Annotated in this window: 17 protein-coding genes; 9 read left to right on the forward strand and 8 right to left on the reverse strand. The window is 60.0% G+C overall.

The window, feature by feature from the left end; all coding sequences use genetic code 11:
- Positions 1-3: 3 nt before the first annotated feature.
- Both CKW38_RS19625 and CKW38_RS19630 read right to left on the reverse strand, forming a co-directional pair.
- Positions 4-1,248, reverse strand: a complete 1,245-nt coding sequence (locus tag CKW38_RS19625) for an FAD/NAD(P)-binding oxidoreductase (RefSeq protein WP_095113617.1) — start codon at positions 1,246-1,248, stop codon at positions 4-6.
- 79 nt (positions 1,249-1,327) lie between these two features.
- The gene (locus CKW38_RS19630) at positions 1,328-1,669 is read right to left on the reverse strand and encodes a helix-turn-helix transcriptional regulator (protein ID WP_007915092.1); all 342 of its coding nucleotides are present in this window, start codon (positions 1,667-1,669) and stop codon (positions 1,328-1,330) included.
- Positions 1,670-1,760: 91 nt separating this feature from the next.
- On the opposite strand from CKW38_RS19630, the gene CKW38_RS19635 reads away from it, so the two are divergent.
- Positions 1,761-2,624, forward strand: a complete 864-nt coding sequence (locus tag CKW38_RS19635; RefSeq protein WP_095113618.1) for an MBL fold metallo-hydrolase — start codon at positions 1,761-1,763, stop codon at positions 2,622-2,624.
- A 125-nt stretch (positions 2,625-2,749) separates the two neighbouring features.
- The gene (locus tag CKW38_RS19640) at positions 2,750-3,604 is read left to right on the forward strand and encodes a tyrosinase family protein (protein ID WP_007915089.1); all 855 of its coding nucleotides are present in this window, start codon (positions 2,750-2,752) and stop codon (positions 3,602-3,604) included.
- A gap of 2 nt (positions 3,605-3,606) precedes the next feature.
- Here CKW38_RS19640 and bkdR read toward each other — a convergent pair whose 3' ends face one another.
- Positions 3,607-4,095, reverse strand: coding sequence for a Bkd operon transcriptional regulator BkdR (gene bkdR / locus CKW38_RS19645; protein WP_007915088.1), 489 nt, complete (start codon positions 4,093-4,095; stop codon positions 3,607-3,609).
- A 185-nt stretch (positions 4,096-4,280) separates the two neighbouring features.
- On the opposite strand from bkdR, the gene CKW38_RS19650 reads away from it, so the two are divergent.
- The 5 genes from CKW38_RS19650 (at position 4,281) to CKW38_RS19670 (ending at position 10,494) form a co-directional block, all read left to right on the forward strand.
- On the forward strand, positions 4,281-5,516 hold the full coding sequence (locus CKW38_RS19650; protein WP_007915086.1) for a 3-methyl-2-oxobutanoate dehydrogenase (2-methylpropanoyl-transferring) subunit alpha: 1,236 nt from the start codon (positions 4,281-4,283) through the stop codon (positions 5,514-5,516).
- Between the two features lies 1 nt (position 5,517).
- Positions 5,518-6,576, forward strand: coding sequence for an alpha-ketoacid dehydrogenase subunit beta (locus CKW38_RS19655; protein ID WP_003224000.1), 1,059 nt, complete (start codon positions 5,518-5,520; stop codon positions 6,574-6,576).
- The gene (locus CKW38_RS19660; RefSeq protein ID WP_007915075.1) at positions 6,577-7,848 is read left to right on the forward strand and encodes a dihydrolipoamide acetyltransferase family protein; all 1,272 of its coding nucleotides are present in this window, start codon (positions 6,577-6,579) and stop codon (positions 7,846-7,848) included. It begins immediately after the preceding gene.
- A 7-nt stretch (positions 7,849-7,855) separates the two neighbouring features.
- Positions 7,856-9,229 (forward strand): dihydrolipoyl dehydrogenase, encoded by a 1,374-nt coding sequence (lpdA, locus tag CKW38_RS19665; RefSeq protein WP_095113619.1) that lies wholly within the window; start codon positions 7,856-7,858, stop codon positions 9,227-9,229.
- Between the two features lie 245 nt (positions 9,230-9,474).
- Positions 9,475-10,494: a branched-chain amino acid aminotransferase gene (locus CKW38_RS19670; protein WP_007915073.1), complete on the forward strand. Its 1,020-nt coding sequence runs from the start codon at positions 9,475-9,477 to the stop codon at positions 10,492-10,494.
- A gap of 298 nt (positions 10,495-10,792) precedes the next feature.
- On the opposite strand, the gene CKW38_RS19675 is transcribed toward CKW38_RS19670, so the two are convergent.
- The 3 genes from CKW38_RS19675 to CKW38_RS19685 all read right to left on the reverse strand — a co-directional run bounded on the left by CKW38_RS19675 (position 10,793) and on the right by CKW38_RS19685 (position 13,743).
- On the reverse strand, positions 10,793-11,617 hold the full coding sequence (locus tag CKW38_RS19675) for a TIGR03915 family putative DNA repair protein (RefSeq protein ID WP_095113620.1): 825 nt from the start codon (positions 11,615-11,617) through the stop codon (positions 10,793-10,795).
- The gene (locus tag CKW38_RS19680) at positions 11,614-12,834 is read right to left on the reverse strand and encodes a putative DNA modification/repair radical SAM protein (RefSeq protein WP_007915071.1); all 1,221 of its coding nucleotides are present in this window, start codon (positions 12,832-12,834) and stop codon (positions 11,614-11,616) included. The genes CKW38_RS19675 and CKW38_RS19680 overlap by 4 nt, the downstream gene beginning before the upstream one ends.
- 156 nt (positions 12,835-12,990) lie before the next feature.
- Positions 12,991-13,743, reverse strand: a complete 753-nt coding sequence (locus tag CKW38_RS19685; RefSeq protein ID WP_095113621.1) for a helix-turn-helix transcriptional regulator — start codon at positions 13,741-13,743, stop codon at positions 12,991-12,993.
- Positions 13,744-13,822: 79 nt separating this feature from the next.
- Here CKW38_RS19685 and CKW38_RS19690 point away from each other — a divergent pair, with 79 nt between their 5' ends.
- On the forward strand, positions 13,823-14,926 hold the full coding sequence (locus tag CKW38_RS19690) for a cytochrome P450 (protein WP_095113622.1): 1,104 nt from the start codon (positions 13,823-13,825) through the stop codon (positions 14,924-14,926).
- A gap of 130 nt (positions 14,927-15,056) precedes the next feature.
- Here CKW38_RS19690 and CKW38_RS19695 read toward each other — a convergent pair whose 3' ends face one another.
- Positions 15,057-16,376: an Nramp family divalent metal transporter gene (locus CKW38_RS19695; protein ID WP_095113623.1), complete on the reverse strand. Its 1,320-nt coding sequence runs from the start codon at positions 16,374-16,376 to the stop codon at positions 15,057-15,059.
- 71 nt (positions 16,377-16,447) lie between these two features.
- Positions 16,448-16,984 (reverse strand): chalcone isomerase family protein, encoded by a 537-nt coding sequence (locus CKW38_RS19700; protein ID WP_007915066.1) that lies wholly within the window; start codon positions 16,982-16,984, stop codon positions 16,448-16,450.
- Between the two features lie 147 nt (positions 16,985-17,131).
- Between CKW38_RS19700 and CKW38_RS19705 the strand changes: the two genes are divergently transcribed.
- Positions 17,132-17,905, forward strand: coding sequence for a hypothetical protein (locus CKW38_RS19705; RefSeq protein ID WP_095113624.1), 774 nt, complete (start codon positions 17,132-17,134; stop codon positions 17,903-17,905).
- Positions 17,906-17,922 lie beyond the last annotated feature (17 nt).

Raw genomic sequence — 17,922 nt, forward strand, 5'->3', positions numbered from 1 at the left:
TTCTCAGTCAACCTTGGACAGACCAGTCAGCCACTCGCGGCCCTTGAGCATGCCGTTCCAGTAGAACCACGGCAGCAGCGACGCCTTGAGAAACCACGCCGAACGCCGCGCCACTGTCGGGTCTATCGGGAAGGTCGGCAGCAACTTACCGGCATAACCGAACTCGGCGAGGATCACCTTGCCCTTCTCCACCGTCAGCGGGCAGGAACCATAGCCGTCGTACTTCAGCGGTAGCGGTTGTTGCTTGCGCAGGGCCAGCAGGTTTTCCGCGACCACCACCACTTGCTTGCGCACCGCTGCGGCGGTTTTTGCGTTGCTCGTGCCGCAGATATCACCGAGTGCAAACACTTCGGAGTAACGCGGGTGCTGCAGGCTGTGAGGGTTGACCTCACACCAGCCAGCCGCGTCAGCCAAAGGACTTTGCGCGATGAAATCCGGCGAAACCTGCGGCGGCACGACGTGCAGCAGATCGAAGGTTTTCGCCTCGCGGATGACATTGCCATCGGCATCCTTGATCTCGAACCACGCGGTTTTCGCCGGGCCGTCGACCTTGACCAGATTCGAATTGAACGCCAACTGCGCGTTGTACTTTTCGATGTACTTCATCAACGGCGGAACAAACGTCGCCACACCGAACAGCGCGGCGCCGGCCAGGTTGAATTCGACATTGATATTGTTCAGCGCACCGTTTTTACGCCAGTGATCGCAGGACAGGTACAGCGCCTTTTGCGGCGCGCCGGCGCATTTGATCGGCATCGCCGGTTGGGTGAACAGCGCTTTGCCGCCGCGCAGTTTCTGCACCTGATCCCAGGTGTACTGCGCATGCTGATAGCTGTAATTGGAGGTGACGCCGTGCTGGCCGAGGCTTTCCTGCAAACCTTCGATTTTCTCCCAGGCCAGACGCAGGCCGGGGCAGACAATCAGGTTCTGATAGCTGACGGTACGTTGATCATTGAGGGTGAGTTGGCGTTTGTCCGGGTCGATCGCGGTGACTGCCGCTTGCAGCCAGTTCGCTTGCTTTGGCATGACCTTGTTCATCGGCCGTGCGGTGTCTTTGACGTCGTAGGCACCACCGCCGACCAGCGTCCACGCCGGTTGATAGTAATGCTGGGCGCTGGGTTCGATCACGGTAACTTTCAGAGCCGGATCACGTTTGAGCAGACTGGCGACGAAACCGATACCGGCCGTACCGCCGCCGATGACCACGATGTCCGCACTGATGGATGGGCCCCAGTGTTGATCGTTCATTGCTTGTTCCTTTTGCTGCACGCAAGGATTTCTCAGCCTTCACACAAATCCATTGTAGGGGTTGTGTGTTGGCTGGCATTTATTGATGGCCGAGACTTTTCAGCACTGCCCCGCAATACAGTCCGGAGAGAGTTTTCATGACCTGAATGACTTCCGGACTGGCGAGGCCGTAGAAAATGTATTTGCCCTCACGACGGGTCGCGACCAGCCCTTCATCGCGCAGGATGCCCAGTTGCTGCGACAGCGTCGGCTGGCGCACACCGGTCATCTTTTCCAGTTCGCCGACATTGCGTTCGCCCTGGGTCAGTTGACAGAGGATCAGCAGGCGATCCTCATTGGCCATGGCCTTGAGCAAGGCGCAGGCCTTGGAGGCCGAAGCGCGCAGTTGGGCGACTTCACATTCGGTCAGACTGGATTGCATTTGCACGATGCCTTCAAGGTCACTTAAGCTGCGAACATTATGTTTTTAGATAAAGTGTTGCAACCCATTTTCCTCGTTCAGGTTGGTGTCCATGCCCGCGCAGATTGAAGCTTTCCTCGACCCCGCCTCCTCGACTTACAGCTATGTGGTCTATGAAGCCGACGGCGGGCAATGTGCAATCGTCGATCCGGTACTCGATTACGACGGCGCCGCCGGGCGCACCTGCACCGCCCAGGCCGACAAAATCATCGCCTTCGTTCGCGCCCACAACCTGCAAGTGCAGTGGCTGCTGGAAACCCACGCCCACGCCGATCACCTGTCCGCCGCGCCGTATCTGCGCCGAGAGCTGGGCGGGAAAATCGCCATTGGCGAATCGATCAGCAAAGTGCAGAACGTGTTCAAGGCGCTGTTCAATCTGGAGCCTGAGTTCTGCGTTGACGGCTCGCAGTTCGATCACCTGTTTGCGCCGAACGAATCATTCCGGATCGGCAATCTCAAAGCCACTGCCCTGCATGTGCCGGGGCATACACCGGCTGACATGGCTTACCTCATCGACGGTGAACAGATCCTGGTCGGTGACACGCTGTTCATGCCCGATGTCGGTACCGCGCGCTGCGACTTTCCCGGTGGCAACGCTCATCAGCTGTTCAATTCGATTCACAAACTGCTGGCCTTCCCCGCCAGTGTGAAACTCTACGTTTGCCACGATTACCCGCCCGAGGGACGCGCCTCACAATGCCAGACCACCGTCGGTGAGCAGCGCAAAGGCAATATTCATGTGCATGACGGGATCGATGAGGCAGCGTTCGTCGAGATGCGCACAAAACGTGACGCCGGGCTGGGCATGCCGACGCTGCTGCTGCCAGCGATTCAGGTCAATGTGAGAGCGGGGAATTTGCCACCGGCGGAGGAAAACGGTGTGGTTTACCTGAAGATTCCGCTCAATTCCCTATAGGAAAAAACCACCCGCCCCATTGCAGGATTATTTTTCCTACGAACACTGGCGACAGTGATGAACTGGTGAAAATCCTGTAAGCGAGCAGACTCCATTGGGCAAACATTCAATGGAGTTTTCGCAATATGGATATTCGTCGTAATCACCGTGACATGACCGCGCAACAGAAATCCGCATTCATCGATGCCATCCTGAGGCTGAAAAACAACGTCGACAGCGTCCTGCGCCCCGGACAGCAGAGCCGCTACGATGACTTTGTGCAGATCCACAAGAATTCGATGGGCCGGGGCAATCCGCTGGTACCCAATCCGCATCTGAGTCCGCTGTTCTATCCGTGGCATCGAGTTCTGATTCGCCAGTTCGAACTGGCCCTGCAGTCCGCCGCCAGTGACACGACCATCACCCTGCCCTACTGGAACTGGCAACTGACCGGAGCGGACAACCCCTTCACCTCGGACTTCATGGGGTCAAACGGTGACAACCTGCAAGATCAGCGTGTCACCAGCGGCGCGTTTTCCAGGGAGCACTCGCAATTCGATGTCAGGGTCTGGGACGAGGGCGTTGGCAACACCGGCATTCGTCGAAATCTGGGGGCAAGCGGCGCACTGCCCACCCCGCTGGATGTTATTTCGGCCCTGAACAGAACGCCTTACTGGATGAATGAAAGCGGCTGGGAAAACATTTCGGAAAGCCTTTTGCACAATCCGGTACATGCCTGGATTGGCGGCAGCATGGCACAAGCCTCCTCACCCAACGATCCGATATTCTTCCTGCACCACTGCTACCTCGACTTGCTGTGGGAGCGCTGGAAACATCAGCATGCTGGAACCCCAGGCTTTACCAATGAGGCTGGCTCGGCCACCAACGAAACCGTGCTGGTATTTCATCCGGCCAATGAACTGGCGCCCTGGGAGCAAACCTTTACCGTCCAACAAACCCTCTATACCGCGGAACTCGATTACCGATATGACTACATCTGACTTCAGTTACCTAGCGTCAGGCCGTTCGCTGGCAAGGGCAATGCAGTCTTGTAGCGCACCTGTTTGAGCGCAAAGCTCGATCGGATATTCGCCACACCGGGAACCTTGGTGAGGAAGTCCATCATGAAGCGTTCCAGCGACTGAATCGTCGGCACCAGGACCCGGATGAGGTAATCCGGGTCTCCGGCCATGAGGTAGCACTCCATCACTTCCGGGCGATCGGAGATCGCCTCTTCGAAATGCTGCAGCGCTTCCTCGACCTGCTTCTCCAGGCTGACGTGAATGAACACGTTCACATGCAGCCCCAGCAGGTCGGCATCCAGCAGCGTGACCTGCTCGCGAATCAGGCCTAATTCTTCCATCGCCTTGACCCGATTGAAGCACGGCGTCGGCGACAGATTCACCGAGCGTGCGAGGTCGGCGTTGGTGATGCGCGCATTCTCCTGAAGGCTGTTGAGAATGCCGATGTCGGTACGGTCCAGTTTGCGCATGAGACAAAACCACCTGTTTTTTATGTTTATGCAGAATTTCTATCTGCAAATCGTCTCCAGCGCAACGAAACAGAGATAAATATTCTTCTTGCCCGGGCCTATGATTGTTGTAGGACAAGATTTCTTCTACCGAAGAATGACTGCCAGCTCACTACAAGAAATTCACAAGATCGAGCGTAGAAGCCATGACCCAAGCGTATGAACCGCTGCGTCTGCACGTCCCTGAACCCTCGGGCCGTCCAGGCTGCAAAACCGATTTTTCCTACCTGCATCTGACCGATGCCGGTACGGTGCGCAAACCTTCCATCGACGTCGAACCTGCCGACACCGCCGACCTGGCGCGTGGGCTGATTCGCGTGCTCGACGATCAGGGCAACGCCCTCGGCCCATGGGCCGAAAACGTGCCGGTCGAGATTCTGCGTAAAGGCATGCGCGCCATGCTCAAGACGCGCATCTACGACAACCGCATGGTGGTCGCCCAGCGTCAGAAAAAAATGTCGTTTTACATGCAAAGCCTTGGCGAAGAAGCCATCGGCAGCGCTCAGGCCCTGGCCTTGAACATCGACGACATGTGCTTTCCGACCTATCGCCAGCAAAGCATTCTGATGGCCCGCGAAGTGCCTTTGGTCGACCTGATCTGCCAACTGCTGTCCAACGAGCGCGATCCGCTCAAAGGCCGCCAGTTGCCGATCATGTACTCGGTCAAGGAAGCCGGTTTCTTCACCATCTCCGGCAACCTCGCGACCCAGTTCATTCAGGCCGTCGGCTGGGGCATGGCCTCAGCGATCAAGGGCGACACGAAAATCGCCTCGGCATGGATCGGCGACGGCGCCACCGCCGAATCGGACTTCCATACCGCCCTCACCTTCGCTCACGTTTATCGTGCGCCGGTGATCCTCAACGTCGTGAATAACCAATGGGCGATTTCGACCTTCCAGGCCATCGCCGGTGGTGAAGCCACCACCTTCGCCGGACGCGGCGTCGGTTGCGGCATCGCTTCGCTGCGCGTGGATGGCAACGACTTCTACGCAGTTTATGCCGCCTCTGCCTGGGCCGCTGAACGCGCCCGCCGCAACCTCGGCCCGACCATGATCGAATGGGTCACCTACCGCGCTGGTCCGCACTCGACCTCCGACGATCCGTCGAAATACCGCCCGGCCGATGACTGGAGCCACTTCCCGCTCGGCGACCCGATCGCCCGCCTCAAGCAACACTTGATCAAGGTCGGTCACTGGTCTGACGAAGAGCACGCTGCCGTCAGCGCCGAGCTCGAAGCCGAAGTGATTGCCGCGCAGAAACAGGCCGAACAGTACGGCACCCTCGCCGGCGGCCAGATTCCAAGCGCCGCGACCATGTTCGAAGACGTCTACAAAGAGATGCCGGAGCACTTGAAGCGCCAGCGTCAGCAGTTGGGGATCTGACATGAACGATCACAACAACAATATTCAGTTGGAAACCGCTATGACCACGACCACCATGACCATGATCCAGGCCCTGCGCTCGGCCATGGATGTGATGCTTGAGCGTGACGACAATGTCGTGGTGTTCGGTCAGGACGTCGGTTACTTCGGCGGCGTGTTCCGTTGCACCGAGGGCCTGCAGACCAAGTACGGCACCTCCCGCGTATTCGACGCACCGATCTCGGAAAGTGGCATCGTCGGCGTGGCCGTCGGCATGGGCGCGTACGGTCTGCGTCCGGTCGCCGAGATCCAGTTCGCCGACTACGTCTACCCCGCCTCCGACCAGATCATTTCCGAAGCGGCGCGCCTGCGCTATCGCTCGGCCGGCGAGTTCACCGCGCCGATGACCCTGCGCATGCCTTGCGGCGGCGGCATCTACGGCGGTCAGACCCACAGCCAGAGCATCGAGGCGATGTTCACCCAGGTGTGCGGCTTGCGCACGGTGATGCCGTCCAATCCGTATGACGCCAAAGGCCTGCTGATCGCCTCCATCGAAAACGATGACCCGGTGATCTTCCTCGAGCCGAAACGCCTGTACAACGGCCCGTTCGATGGCCACCACGACCGCCCGGTAACGCCGTGGTCGAAACACCCGCAAGCCCAGGTTCCGGACGGCTACTACACCGTGCCGCTGGACGTTGCTGCGATTACCCGTCCGGGCAAGGACGTCACCGTGCTGACTTACGGCACCACCGTTTACGTGTCGCAAGTCGCTGCCGAAGAAAGCGGCGTGGATGCAGAAGTCATCGACCTGCGCAGCCTGTGGCCGCTGGACCTGGAAACCATCGTCAAATCGGTGAAAAAAACCGGCCGCTGCGTGGTGGTTCACGAAGCCACCCGCACCTGCGGTTTCGGCGCCGAACTGGTGTCGCTGGTGCAAGAGCATTGCTTCCATCACCTGGAAGCGCCGATCGAACGCGTCACCGGTTGGGACACCCCCTACCCGCACGCGCAGGAGTGGGCGTATTTCCCAGGGCCGTCCCGAGTGGGCGCGGCGTTGAAACGGGTCATGGAGGTCTGAATGGGCACGCACGTTATCAAGATGCCGGACATCGGCGAAGGCATCGCAGAAGTAGAACTGTCGCAATGGCACGTCAAGGTTGGCGATCTGGTGGTTGAAGATCAGGTGCTGGCGGACGTGATGACTGATAAGGCGATGGTCGATATTCCGTCGCCAGTGCACGGGAAAGTGATTGCGCTCGGCGGTCAGCCGGGTGAGGTGATGGCGGTTGGCAGTGTGCTGATCAGCATTGAGGTCGAAGGTGCCGGTAACTTGAAAGAGTCCGCCGCACCCGCGCCGGTCAAAGAAGCACCTGCGGCGCCGAAAGTTGAAGCAGTTGTTGAAAGTAAACCTGCTCCAGCCGCCCCGCGTCCGGCTGCTGTTTGCCAAGGCCCGATGGTTGCTCGCGAAGCGGACGAACGCCCGCTCGCTTCGCCAGCCGTGCGCAAACACGCGCTGGATCTGGGGATTCAATTGCGCCTGGTACGCGGCACTGGCCCGGCCGGTCGCGTGCTGCACGAAGACCTTGAAGCCTATCTGGCACAAGGTCAGTCCAACGTTTCAGCGCCAGTCGCCGCCGCTTACGCCCAACGTAACGACGAAGAACAGATTCAAGTCATCGGCATGCGCCGCAAGATCGCCCAGCGCATGCAGGACGCTACCCAGCGTGCCGCGCATTTCAGCTACGTCGAAGAAATCGACGTCACCGCGATTGAAGAACTGCGCGCGCATCTCAATGAAAAACACGGCGCCAGCCGTGGCAAGTTGACCTTGCTGCCGTTCCTCGTCCGCGCTCTGGTTGTGGCCCTGCGCGACTTCCCGCAGATGAACGCACGTTACGATGACGAAGCCCAGGTCATCACCCGCCTCGGTGCGGTGCATGTCGGCGTCGCCACGCAAAGCGATGTTGGCCTGATGGTGCCGGTGGTGCGTCACGCCGAGGCGCGCAGCCTGTGGGACAGCGCCGCGGAAATCTCGCGTTTGGCCAACGCCGCCCGCAATGGCAAGGCCAGCCGCGACGAGTTGTCTGGTTCGACCATCACCCTGACCAGCCTCGGTGCGCTGGGCGGCATCGTCAGCACGCCAGTGCTGAACCTGCCGGAAGTGGCGATCGTCGGCGTCAACAAAATCGTCGAACGGCCGATGGTCGTCAAAGGCCAGGTAGTGATCCGCAAGATGATGAACCTCTCCAGTTCCTTCGATCACCGCGTGGTCGACGGCATGGACGCGGCACTCTTCATCCAGGCCATTCGTGGCTTGATCGAACAACCTGCCACTTTGTTTGTGGAGTAAGGCGCGCATGCAATCTCTGAACACTACGCTGCTGATCATCGGCGGCGGCCCTGGCGGTTATGTGACGGCGATCCGCGCCGGGCAACTGGGCATTCCAACGATTCTGGTCGAAGGCCAATCGCTGGGCGGCACCTGCCTGAACATCGGCTGCATCCCGTCGAAAGCGCTGATTCATGTGGCTGAGCAGTTTCACCAGACCCAGCACCACAGCCAGCATTCGGCGCTGGGCATCAGCGTTGCCGCGCCGAGCCTCGACATCACTAAAAGCGTCGAGTGGAAGGACGGCATTGTTGATCGCCTGACCACCGGCGTCGCTGCCTTGCTGAAAAAGAACAAGGTTCAGGTCATCAATGGCTGGGCCAAAGTCATCGACGGTAAAACCGTGGATGTCGGCGACACGCGCATCCAGTGCGAGCACTTGGTGCTGGCCACCGGTTCGACCAGCGTCAATCTGCCGATCCTGCCGATTGGCGGGCCGATCATCTCCTCCACCGAAGCGCTGGCGCCGACATCCGTGCCGAAACGCCTCGTCGTAGTTGGCGGTGGTTACATCGGTCTGGAACTGGGCATTGCTTATCGCAAGCTTGGCGCCGAGGTCAGTGTGGTCGAGGCGCAGGATCGTATCTTGCCGGCCTATGATGCGGAGCTGACGCAACCGGTGCATGACGCGTTGAAGCAACTGGGCGTTAAGTTGTATTTGAAACACAGCGTGCTGGGTTTCGATGGCACCTTGCAGGTGCGCGACCCTGAGGGCGAAACCCTCAACCTGGAAACCGATCAGGTGCTGGTCGCCGTCGGCCGCAAACCGAATACCCAGGGCTGGAACCTCGAAGCGCTGAATCTGGATATGAACGGTTCGGCGATCAAGATCGACAGCCGCTGCCAGACCAGTATGCGCAACGTTTACGCCATCGGCGATCTGAGCGGCGAGCCGATGCTGGCCCACCGCGCCATGGCCCAAGGCGAAATGGTTGCCGAGTTGATCAGCGGCAAGACCCGTGAATTCAACCCGACCGCCATCGCTGCCGTGTGCTTCACCGACCCGGAACTGGTGGTGGTCGGCAAGACCCCGGACGAGGCTAAAGCTGCGGGTCTGGACTGCATTGTTTCCAGCTTCCCGTTCGCCGCCAATGGTCGGGCGATGACGCTGGAGTCGAAAAGCGGCTTCGTGCGCGTGGTCGCTCGTCGGGATAATCATGTGATTGTTGGCTGGCAGGCTGTGGGCGTTGGCGTGTCGGAGTTGTCGACAGCGTTTGCGCAAAGCCTGGAAATGGGCGCGCGGCTGGAAGACATTGGCGGCACCATTCATGCGCATCCGACCTTGGGTGAAGCAGTGCAGGAAGCGGCGTTGCGTGCCCTCGGGCATGCGTTGCACCTGTAGCTGCGGTGATCGTTCCCACGCTCTGCGTGGGAATGCAGCCGGGGACGCTCTGCGTCCCAAAAGTCGAACGCGGAGCGTCCGATGAAGCATTCCCACGCAGAGCGTAGGAACGATCAAGCGTGGGAACGATCAGTGGAGCGAATTCCGGCTGCGAAACCGCTCAAGAATGAAGTATTGTTGTGCCCATCCAAAAAACGTCAGAAGCCTTGAACCGTTTCGACGGTTGTTCAGTGATAGAGGGTGTCATGGGTAACGAAAGCATCAATTGGGACAAGCTGGGTTTTGACTACATCAAGACCGACAAGCGCTATCTGTCGTACTTTCGCGATGGCGAGTGGGACAAAGGCACCCTGACCGAAGATAACGTGCTGCACATCAGCGAAGGCTCGACGGCCCTTCACTATGGCCAGCAGTGCTTCGAAGGCATGAAGGCCTATCGTTGCAAGGACGGCTCGATCAACCTGTTCCGCCCGGACCAGAACGCCCTGCGCATGCAACGCAGCTGCGCGCGTCTGCTGATGCCGACGGTCGACACCGAGCAGTTCATCGAAGCGTGCAAAGCCGTGGTTCGCGCCAACGAGCGCTTTATCCCGCCGTACGGCACTGGCGGCGCGCTGTACCTGCGTCCGTTCGTGATCGGCGTCGGTGACAACATCGGTGTGCGCACCGCACCCGAGTTCATCTTCTCGATTTTCTGCATTCCGGTCGGTGCTTACTTCAAGGGCGGCCTGACCCCGCACAACTTCCAGATCTCCAGCTACGACCGTGCTGCCCCGCAAGGCACCGGCGCAGCCAAGGTCGGCGGCAACTACGCCGCCAGTCTGATGCCGGGCTCGAAAGCGAAGAAAGCCAACTTCGCCGACGCGATCTACCTCGATCCGATGACCCACACCAAGATCGAAGAAGTCGGCTCGGCCAACTTCTTCGGGATCACCCACGACAACAAGTTCATCACCCCGAACTCGCCGTCGGTGCTGCCAGGCATCACCCGCCTGTCGTTGATCGAACTGGCCAAGACCCGTCTGGGCCTGGAAGTGGTTGAAGGCGACGTGCTGATCGACAAGCTGTCGGACTTCAAGGAAGCCGGCGCTTGCGGTACTGCTGCGGTAATCACGCCGATCGGTGGTATCAGCTACAACGACCATCTGCATGTGTTCCATAGCGAGACCGAAGTGGGCCCTGTGACCCAGAAGCTCTACAAAGAGCTGACTGGCGTGCAGACCGGCGACATCGAAGCGCCAGCGGGCTGGATCGTCAAGGTTTGATCTGACGGCTGCTTATGTAGAAAAGCCCTCCACCGAGTGATTGGTGGGGGGCTTTTTTATGGCGCTTGGCGCAGTATTTGTGGCGTGCTTGAGATTCTTTCCCCCTCACCCCAGCCCTCCCGAAACGTCGGACCGCCCCCAGGGGGGCGAGGGGGAAAGGGAGGCGATTTTTGTGCTTTTCAAAACCTGAGTTCGACTTGATCGTTCAGGTCGATGTAGTACGCGAGAACACCTCGGTCGGCCCCCTCTCCCTACGGGCGGTCCGACGTTTCGGGAGGGCTGGGGTGAGGGTAAGCTCTTAGCTCTTCAAGGCAATCCGTTTACCTGCGCGACTGGCAATCCCACTCGCCTGCCCATTCTGCTGCTTGCCCATCCGCGCCTGCGTAATCAACCCTGGAATCAACTCCCCCTCCGGCAAATTCTTCCAGAACCGCGCCGGCAAATGCCCCTGCATGACCTTCTCGTTCAACCGCGCCGGATTGAAGATGTGGCTGTAATAAGTCAGCCACAGATCACCATGAGGATCGTCGACATTCTGCGCCAACTGCTGCCATTCCAGCGGGCATTGACGCTGATGGATCAGTTGCTCGCCATCGTAATAAACCCCATCGCGCGGCGTGGCGATCAACCAGCGATGCCGGCCCATCCTCCCGATGAAATGCTCACTGGCGCTGTGCAGTATGTCGTGGGCCGGCTCATGCCACGCCACGTATTGCGGACCTGCGCTGGATGACGGGCGTTCGATGAAACGCACAAACGCATGCAGATGATGGGCTTCTCGATTCACTTGTTTGATCCGTCGCTGCAACTCACTGCCGAGTTTGTCACCGGCCATCATCGCCGTGCGGTCGCCGTGGCTGACGCGCCACAACACTTCATACAACAGGCTCCAGCGTTGATCGCCGCGATAGCATGAGGCTTGTTCCAAGGTGTCGATCAGCGCACGTGGGATTCTCGCCATAAACGGCCCCTGCCCTTCAGGCACCGGCTCATCACTGGCAAACAGATCAGCCACGCCTTGCGAAGCCCAGCTCACCAGACTCGGATCGACTTCATGGCTCAGCAGCCAGCGCGCCTGCTGGCGCCACGTGTCGAACAAATCGTCGCAATCGAGATTGATCATCCCCACAGCCCCATCTGCTGCGGCATCGGCCGGTCGCGTAATTGCTGATAGAGCAAATGGCTGGTGACTTCGGCCTGCTGCGGGTGGTAGTCGCTGGTGATGATGAACGGCTTGGCCTTGGCCAGCACACAGCGCATACGCGCGACGTCTTCGTAACGAATGCGCCGCTGTCGGCGCAGCTCGACCAGACGTTCGGTGGTGCGCAAGCCGATACCGGGAATACGCGCGATCAAGGAGGCTTCGGCACGGTTCAGATCCAGCGGGAACACCTCGCGATTCTGCAACGCCCAAGCCAGTTTCGGGTCGATGTCCAACGCCAGATTGCCCGGCCCCTTGAGCAATTCATCAGCGCTGTAGCCGTAACTGCGCAGGAGAAAATCGGCCTGATACAAACGGTGCTCGCGCATCAGCGGCGGCGCGGCCAGCGGCACGCTTTTCGGGCTGTCGGGGATCGGGCTGAAGGCCGAATAGTAGACCCGGCGCAGACGGAAGTTGCCGTACAAGGCCTGGGCGCTGTGGAGGATGGTGCTGTCATCAGTGTCGTCGGCGCCGACAATCAATTGCGTGCTCTGCCCGGCTGGAGCGAATTTCGCCGAGCGCGGTTCGTTCAACACGGTCTGCACGCCGGTGTAGATGGTGTTCATCGCCTGCTTGATCGACTTGATGTCCTTCTCCGGCGCCAGCACTTGCAGGCTGGCATCGGTCGGCAGCTCGATGTTGACGCTCAGGCGATCGGCGTAGCGCCCCGCCTCCTCAATCAATGCAGGATCGGCTTCGGGAATGGTCTTGAGATGGATGTACCCGCGAAACTCATGCTCTTCGCGCAGCAGCTTCGCCACCCGCACCAGTTGCTCCATGGTGTAATCCGCCGAACGAATGATGCCGGAGCTGAGAAACAGCCCGCTGACGCAGTTGCGCCGGTAGAAATCCATGGTCAGCGCGACGACTTCTTCGGGAGTGAAGCGTGCGCGCGGGACATCACTGGAGCGGCGATTGACGCAGTACTGGCAATCGTAAAGGCAGAAATTGGTCAGCAGAATCTTCAACAACGACACGCAGCGCCCGTCCGGCGTGTAGCTGTGACAGATGCCCATGCCATCGGTCGAACCCAGCCCGCTCTTGCCCTCGGAGCTGCGCTTGGGCGCGCCGCTGCTCGCGCAAGAGGCGTCGTACTTGGCGGCGTCGGCGAGGATGCTCAGCTTGTCGATGATTTGCATGGGGCGGGCTCTATACTGTTTGCATATACAGTATAGGGTCGTCTGCGGTGATACAAGGTGGCAGATGCGCCCCTCGTCGGTCAGAAACGCAAAATCAAAAGATCGCAGCCTTCGGCAGCTCCTACAGGAGTCGCGTACACCCAATAAATCTCAGCCCTACCCAATCCATGTAGGAGCTGCCGAAGGCTGCGATCCTTTGATCTTGTGGTTTTCAATCGGCAACTCAACACCAAACCGCGCGCTGATCTCCTTGCGCCCCAGCGCCGTCAACGCCAACGCCCGACTGTCCAGATCCTGGGTCACCCAGTTGCGCTTCAACGCAGTCTGCAACAACGCCGCGCCTAGCGAGCCACCGAGATGCGGCCGGCGCATGCTCCAGTCCAGGCACGGGCAGGCAAATTTGCGGCGCAGCGTCGTCAAATCCTGCACGTCTATTCCCAAACCAAGAAACAACGCCTCGCCACTGTCACTCAAGCGATAGGCCTGCTCGTCGGTTGCCACCAGCCAACCGGCTGCGATCAAGCGGTCATGCAGCATCACCGCCAGCGTCCCGGCCATATGGTCATAGCAGGTGCGCGCGAATTGCAGGCGATCCGGGGTGTGAGGCTTGAACGTCGGCGCGGCGTTCTGGCCAATCACCATCAACGCTTCCAGCGCCTGCGCCACGCGCTGATCGGCAAGGCTGTAATAACGATGGCGGCCCTGCACATGCAGGCGCAGCAGGGCCAGGTCCTTGAGTTTCGCCAAGTGCACACTGGCGGTAGAAGCGCTGACTTCGGCGATCGTCGCCAATTCAGTGCTGGTGCGGGCGTGGCCGTCCATCAGCGAACAGAGGATTTTTGTCCGCGCCGGCTCGGCGATGGCGGCGGCCACTTGGGAAACGCCGATGTCTTGATGTTCTGCGTGCATAGTTCGCTCCCGGACGAATCATCGTCGTCGCGCAATGGAGATAGTAGCAACACTTTCACCGCCGACAAGGATGCAAACCATGAACCCGATCAGCGCCGCAACGCATGTCGATCCTTATCCCTACTACGCCGAACTGCGCGCAGCAGGTGGGCTGACGTTTCATCCGGAGTTGAAACTGTGGGTCGCCAGCAGCGCCCGCGCGGTGTCTGCGGTGTTGGCCTACGCCGATTGTCGGGTGCGTCCGGCGCAAGAACCCGTACCCAAAGCGATTGCAAAAGGCATGGCTGGCAAGGTCTTCGGCCAATTGATGCGCATGAATGACGGTGAGCGCCAGCGCTGCCCGCGTTCTGCGATTGAGCCTGAGTTGGCCGCGCTCGACCTTGAGGCCGTCGACAGACTGGTTGCCACGCGGCTGATCACAGCGGACGCCGACGGTGTGTACAAGGCAATGTTTCGAGGCCCGGTGTGCGTGGTCGCGGCGCTACTGGGTTTCAGCCCTGCGCAAGCGCGGGCGATCAGTGAATTGACGGCGGACTTCGTCGCCTGCCTGTCGCCGTTGAGCAACGACCTGCAATTGGCCGCAGCAGATGCGGCGGCCGAACACCTGCGCGGCTACTTCATCGAACTGCTCGCCGAACCCGCCAGCGACTTCCTCGGCGCGATCCAGCAGCGCTTTAGCGGCGATGAAGACACCCTGATCGCCAACCTGATCGGCCTCTGTTCGCAGACGTTCGAAGCCTGCGCCGGCCTGATCGGCAACACGTTGTTGGCGCTACGTCGTCAGCCAGCACTGCACGGCGAATCCATTGAGGCGCTACTCAGCGAAGTGCAGCGCTTCGACCCGCCCGTACAGAACACCCGGCGCTTTGTCGCCGCGTCCTGTGAGATTGCCGGTGTGCGGGTCGAAGCAGGCGATGTGATTCTGGTGCTGCTGGCCTCGGCCAATCGTGATCCGGCGCTTAACGAACGACCGGAGGAATTTGTGCCACAGCGCGCCAACCGCCGCAGTTTCAGTTTTGGCAGTGGTCGGCATCAGTGTCCGGGGCAAGCGGTGGCGATGAGCATTGCCGGGGCGACGGTGAGGGAAATACTCGAAAACGGTACCGATCTGAATCGCCTGAACTGGCACTACAAGCCTTCGCTCAATGGGCGCATTCCGCTGTTCAGCAACGTGGGCGCCTGACAGTCCGCCTTCGCGAGCAAGCTCGCTCCCACAGGGTTATCGGATGTGCACACTATTGTGGTCACCCGATAGCAATTGTGGGAGCGAGCCTGCTCGCGAAGAGGCCAGCCCAGTCACTGCAAATGCTGGCTCAAACCGCCCACTGCAAAATCAGCCAGCTGTTAGCGCCACTGATGACCACAAACAACCCCCACGCCAACACCCGTGTCGGCCAGCGATTCACAAACGGCCCCATCAGCTTTTTATCATTGGTCATGCGAATCAATGGATACAGGGCAAACGGCAACTGCAGACTCAACACCACCTGACTCAGCACCAGCAACTTGCCAATCGCGTTATCGCCCATCAGCCACACGCCGATAAACGCTGGAATCAACGCCAGCCCGCGAGTGATCAAGCGTCGCTGCCAGCACGGAATCCGCAGATTCAGGTAACCCTCCATGATCACCTGGCCAGCGATGGTACCGGTGAAGGTCGAACTCTGCCCCGATGCGAGCAAGGCCACGCCGAACAACACACTGGCCAGCGCACCGCCGACCAGCGGATCGAGCAAGTGGTAGGCGTCCTGAATGTCCACCACGTCGGTGTGCCCGGACTGGTGAAACGCCGCTGCCGCGAGAATCAGGATCGCCGCATTGACCAGCAACGCCAAGGCCAGCGAACCGATAGTGTCGATGCGCGCCAGTTTCACCGCGTCCTGCTTGCTCGCCAGATCCTTGCCGATCATCCGCGTCTGCACGATCGAGGTATGCAGATAAAGGTTATGCGGCATCACCGTCGCGCCGAGAATACCGATCGCCAGGTACAACGGCGCCGCCTCGCCAATCGCCGCCAGCGACGGTTTGAAACCCTGGGCGACGTCGGGCCAGTACGGTTTGATCAGCAACAGTTCAACGAAAAAACACACGCCGATGGTTGCAACCAGCACCAGCATGATCGCTTCCAGTCTGCGGAAACCGCGATTTTGCAGGGCCAGCACCAGCAAGGTGTCGAACGCCGTCAGGGCAATGCCGAAGGTCAACGAACAACCAAGCAGCAAGTGGAACGCCAATGCGCAGCCGAGCACTTCGGCCAGATCGGTGGCGATGATCGAGATTTCCGCCAACACCCACTGCAGGCGCGCGGTCGGTGTGCTGTAGCGCTCGCGGGACAGCTGCGCCAGATCGCGCCCGGTGGCGATGCCCAGTCGCGAGCACAGGCACTGCACGACCATGCCCGCCAGACTCGCCAGCAATACCACAAACAACAGGCTGTAACCGAAGCGTGAACCGGCCTCGATGGCGGTGGCCCAGTTGCCCGGATCCATGTAACCGATCGACACCAGCAACCCGGGGCCGGCGAAACGCAGCACGCGTTTGAAGAATGAGGCATTGGGATCAACCGCAACACTGCCGGCCACTTCCGGCGGGCAAAACGGCGCGGTGGCGATTTTGGGCAAGCTGAATTTCACGCACACATCCAGAAACAAGTCGAAAGACGCAGCTTAGAGGTTTCCGCCACAGCCTTGAAGCGCAAAAGAATCTATCGACTCACCCCCAACAACTGCTCGCGCAGCTCAGGATTGCGTGTGCGCGGATCGAGCCAGATATCGAAAAACGCCCGGGCAAACAGCGGATCATCAATCTCGTGCTGCAATTGCTGGCCGACAAAAAACCGCGCGCCCTGCCCCGGCAAATACACGCCGGTAATCCGCGTGCCAGCCTGCACATCGACGAACGATTGCTGCATCTGTACCTGCCACCCGGCCAATTGCGCCGGGCTGACGCGGGCACCGGCCAGACGTTTGATTTCATCGACGCTGGCCTTGACCAGATCGTCGCGGGAAATGTTACGGCGGTAAATCAACTCCAACGCAAACGGCTGGCCGTCGACCAGGGGCCGCGCGGCACTCCACAGGCGCGCGTTGTAGACATCGAAACCGAACACACTGAAATCGCCGGTACCGATGATCTGCGCGCCGGGCACCGCGTCCTGCCAATTGGCCCAGGTCGGCGTCAGCAACAACGCCCACAAACCGATGCCGCAACATCCGCGCAACACCTTCGGTGTTCTGTTCATCGCGTTATCGACTCCGGCAAGCCCTGATAATCAGAGCATAGTCGGGTATTGCTCCCGACACTTTGTATACAAAAACTGCGCACATAGGCAGCAATCGCCGATCGACAATGCTAACGTGGCGAACCTTCAACGGATGGAGACTCCTGCGTGCTGATCCTCAAACTGCTGCTGATTCCCGGTTTTCTGCTGCTCATTTCCCTGGCGGGCAAACGCTGGGGGCCGAGCGTGGCCGGGTGGCTGTCGGGGTTGCCGGTGGTGGTCGGGCCGATTCTGTTTTTCCTCGCCATCGAGCAGGGTCCGGGCTTTGCCGCGCAGTCGGCGGTAGCGGCGTTATCGGCGATGTTCGCGATGATTGCGTTCTGCATTACCTACGCGCAAGTCGCGCAGCGGGCGAACTGGCCGTTGGCGTTGGCCGCGTCGCTGTCGGTGTGGGCCGTGATCGCTGGGGTGTTGTCACTGATTCCGGCGTCGCTGCCGTTTTCCGTGGCGGCGGCGGCGATTGCGTTGCTGGCATCGCCGTATCTGTTTCCCACAGTGCAACCGGTGCTCAGCGGCACGGCGCCGAAGTCGGACAAACTGATCTGGCGGATGATCGCCGGCGCCGCGTTGACCCTGGTGGTGACGATGCTCGCCAGTACCGTCGGCGAGCGCTGGAGCGGTTTGCTCGCGGTGTTTCCGGTGCTCGGCAGTGTCATGGCGGTGTTCTCGCAACAAACGCGCGGCCCGGCATTTACCGCTGCATTGTTACGGGCGACGGCGACCGGCATGTATTCGTTTTCGGCGTTTTGTCTGGTCTCGGCGCTGACCTTGCCAAGCATGGGGCTGAGTGGATTCGCCGTCGGTGTCGCAGTGTCGGTGGCCATGCTCGGCGTGACCAAACGCCTGTTGGCCCGTCCGCTGGCGAAAGCGCAGGCGCAATAACCACTCGGATGATTCGC

This window comes from Pseudomonas sp. Irchel 3H7, assembly GCF_900187605.1.
Lineage (GTDB): Bacteria > Pseudomonadota > Gammaproteobacteria > Pseudomonadales > Pseudomonadaceae > Aquipseudomonas.